Source organism: Endozoicomonas sp. SESOKO2, assembly GCF_024606245.1.
Taxonomy (GTDB): Bacteria; Pseudomonadota; Gammaproteobacteria; order Pseudomonadales; family Endozoicomonadaceae; genus Endozoicomonas_A.
Map to the genome: position 1 here is coordinate 1 of NZ_JAHHPQ010000532.1, position 2,913 is coordinate 2,913.

4 protein-coding genes are annotated in these 2,913 nt (G+C 41.5%); all 4 read right to left on the reverse strand.

Going from position 1 to position 2,913, the window contains the following annotated elements; genetic code table 11:
- Positions 1 to 295: 295 nt before the first annotated feature.
- Positions 296 to 1,060, reverse strand: coding sequence for a hypothetical protein (locus KDK17_RS13045; protein WP_257288229.1), 765 nt, complete (start codon positions 1,058 to 1,060; stop codon positions 296 to 298).
- Positions 1,061 to 1,114: 54 nt separating this feature from the next.
- Positions 1,115 to 1,405 carry an integrase core domain-containing protein gene (locus KDK17_RS19585; RefSeq protein WP_373691590.1) on the reverse strand — a complete coding sequence of 97 codons (291 nt, stop codon included), beginning with the start codon at positions 1,403 to 1,405 and terminating at the stop codon, positions 1,115 to 1,117.
- 48 nt (positions 1,406 to 1,453) lie between these two features.
- Positions 1,454 to 1,963 carry an IS3 family transposase gene (locus KDK17_RS13050; RefSeq protein ID WP_257288230.1) on the reverse strand — a complete coding sequence of 170 codons (510 nt, stop codon included), beginning with the start codon at positions 1,961 to 1,963 and terminating at the stop codon, positions 1,454 to 1,456.
- Between the two features lie 363 nt (positions 1,964 to 2,326).
- A complete protein-coding gene (locus KDK17_RS13055) occupies positions 2,327 to 2,731 on the reverse strand; it encodes an ACT domain-containing protein (RefSeq protein WP_257288232.1) in 405 nt (134 codons plus the stop codon).
- Between the last annotated feature and the right edge of the window lie 182 nt (positions 2,732 to 2,913).

Genomic DNA, 2,913 nt, shown 5'->3' on the forward strand with positions numbered 1-2,913 from the left:
TTTGTTCTGCAATAAACGCATCAACCTCTTTGAACTTCTCACGTTGTTCATTGAGAATCAGGGAGTCAACTCCGTGAGTAGCTTCAAGAATTTTGTTGTTTTCGTGGAATGCATAGTCGAGAGCGTTTACCTTGGCTTCTGGTGACATAGATACTACCTGTTTTTATTGAGTGAGCCATAAGCGTAGCAGACATTGAAAGATGACACAGAGACACCTAACGCTAAGCTGTGGGGCCGGAGCATGCAGTGCGGAGATCCGCCCCGAAGGGGTGATTCCCGATTTAGGTTGTGGTGCTTATTTCATGTATGATGACAAGGCATTAGTATCAAGCGGGGTTAATTCAGTTTTTAATGTGTTGTACATATGTGCTTGTATATGCGTACAATTTACACTCATCAATGCTTCAGCTTTTTTAAGTTTTCCTTCAATCTGCTCTTTAGTCTGTATGTAAAAACCACCTATTGAACCGTCCCAGCCTATAAAATATTCATCGATCAGAAATATTAGTGTTTCAACTAATTGGCCAGTAGCGATGTCTTTAACGATAACTAATTCTCCTGCTTTGAGACTTGAGGTTACTAACTCTGACATATGCTTTATTATTACTACATCCTTTGTGAATGAAGCAACTTGTGATAAATCAACTATCTCCCCCGTTGCAACAAATATCAGTACGACACTGCTAGGGGGGAATCTTGTAGCGAGCATTCCTCTTCCAAGCAACTCACCATCATCGTATTTAAATATATTTTTCCAACCACTTGCCATTAGTTCAAAAAAACGGTCATTTACATTAGAAGGTAATTCACAAGTTTCCATTTCATCATCGAACTCAAACATTATCCTTTGTCGGGCAAATGATTCCAAAGGAGTACTTTGGCCTCCAAAAAAATCATAGTCAATGCCATTTATCAAAACAGGGAAAAAATTGAAATGATAATATGGAGTAACTGCATGACTTTTTTCAGATGAGCTTTTTATTACAATTTTTATTGCGAAAGATTCACTTGAAAACACTAATAAAGAGAGTAAGAAAGTTAATAAATACTGACGTTTCATCGACCTTTAACCTCAGTCAATCTTAAAATCTCTAGAGTAGTAGCAGTTATAGAATTAGCAACCTGAGTGTAATCGAGCTCGATTGTAAAAATGCTGAACGTACCCTGCTATAGCATCTCGAAGATGATGGATGTTCCAGAACGTCTCTTCGGTCACGAGTTCCCCCTTCAAGGTATGGAAAAAGGACTCCATTTCAGCATTATCACTACAACGCCCAGGTCGATTTATACTGACAATAAAGCCATAGCGTTTATGCAGTCTCTGTATCTCTGTCGCACGATACTCAACGCCCCTGTCAATGTGGAACACCAGCCATAGCTCAAGTCGACGTTTTCGAACGGCCATCAACAAGGCTGCTCTGGTTAGCTTGGCGATTCGATGATTTTTAAGTGACTAGCCAAGCACACTGCGGGAGTAGAGGTCGATAACAACAGCCATATAACACCACTGCCCTCGCACTTTTATGTATGTCACATCTCCAACCCAATACCGATTGATAGCTGTTGGTTTGGCGAGCTCTTTGCGGACGTTTTTTTGCAGGCTCGTCCACACGGGGCGACAATGGTTTCTTCGATAGATGCGTGTTTTACGACCCACCAGACCTGCGTTTATCATCATGCGTTCAACGCATTTTCTGCTCACACAAATGCCTTGCAGTCTGAGAGTCTTGAAGAGTCTGGGGCTGCCATAGCGACCTTTATATTTTTTAAACAGGGCAGTAATTCGCTTTAACAGCTTCACGTCAGACTGCTGTCGGATACCAGGGGTTCTGATATTCCAGGCATATAAACCACTCCTGGATACATTGAACCTCTGACAAAGCCTCTGAACGCCAAAGCGATCCTTAAAGCGGGCTATGAACGAGAATTTTTCCTGCGTTGTTTCGCAAGGAACCTTTGCCATTTTTTTAGCAGGTCATTCTCCAGTTCAAGTTCGGCAATCCGTTCTTTCAACTGGCGCAGCTGGCCTTGCTCGGAATGTATATCAGATGGAGTTCACTTAACTTTGCGCTCATCAGCCACGAGCTGTCCCTCAAAATATTCCTTGCGCCAACGAAACAACATATAGGGATGAATGTTGAGAGCTCAACGACATCCTTTACCATTTTGTTGAGTCCAATGGTCATTCTAACAGGCGACACTTTAAATTCGCTGGTGTACTGGCGAGTTTTTTCCCAGTTTGATAAGCAGGCACGTGGTCACCGTTTCAGTTAGATTTGAGTGTCCACTAAAACGGGGGAGGTTCACATCCCTTTGACTGAACTTGTTAGCCGTTTTTCCCCGATATTTCGTGCAGAGCAGCCAATGCGGCTTGCGCCTTTTCCGATTGAACAAAAACATGATCATGAAAATATGCTGCAATTACATTCGCACTGATACCTTTTGACGCAAGTTTGTTTGATATTATTGCAGTTAACCCAACAGCCTCTAAGCTTGAATGCACAGTTAAAGTGATTTGCTTGTAGGTATTTTCAAAACTAATGTCAGCATTTTCTGCAGAGCTTTTGGATAAAACCAATGTTAAGCCCTCTAATTCAGTGAAAGTAGCAAGTGGATTTAAGTATATATATTCGGACAGTTGACCTGTTACATTGCAAAATACAAACTCACCTTCAACTAACACAGGACTCATACTTTCCAGAAGTTTTTCAAGATCTACTATTCCTGTCATTACGATACATCTCGATGTTGTTATGACGGCTAACCCGCATATTGCACGATAAAGAAGAAGGGCGAGATGGTTTTTTTATAATTCAGTTGCTTACACCGACAATAACTACCAAATCGCCCATGACAAATTGTACCTCCAATATCGCTCATTTTCCACGCTGTAAATCACGACAGGTTCAGGCT

Bases quoted from the DNA above. Each gene is read 5' to 3' on its own strand.
- KDK17_RS13055 (WP_257288232.1), bottom strand. From the start codon at position 2,731: ATGACAGGAATAGTAGATCTTGAAAAACTTCTGGAAAGTATGAGTCCT.
- KDK17_RS19585 (WP_373691590.1), bottom strand. From the start codon at position 1,405: ATGGCCGTTCGAAAACGTCGACTTGAGCTATGGCTGGTGTTCCACATT.
- KDK17_RS13050 (WP_257288230.1), bottom strand. From the start codon at position 1,963: ATGGCAAAGGTTCCTTGCGAAACAACGCAGGAAAAATTCTCGTTCATA.
- KDK17_RS13045 (WP_257288229.1), bottom strand. From the start codon at position 1,060: ATGAAACGTCAGTATTTATTAACTTTCTTACTCTCTTTATTAGTGTTT.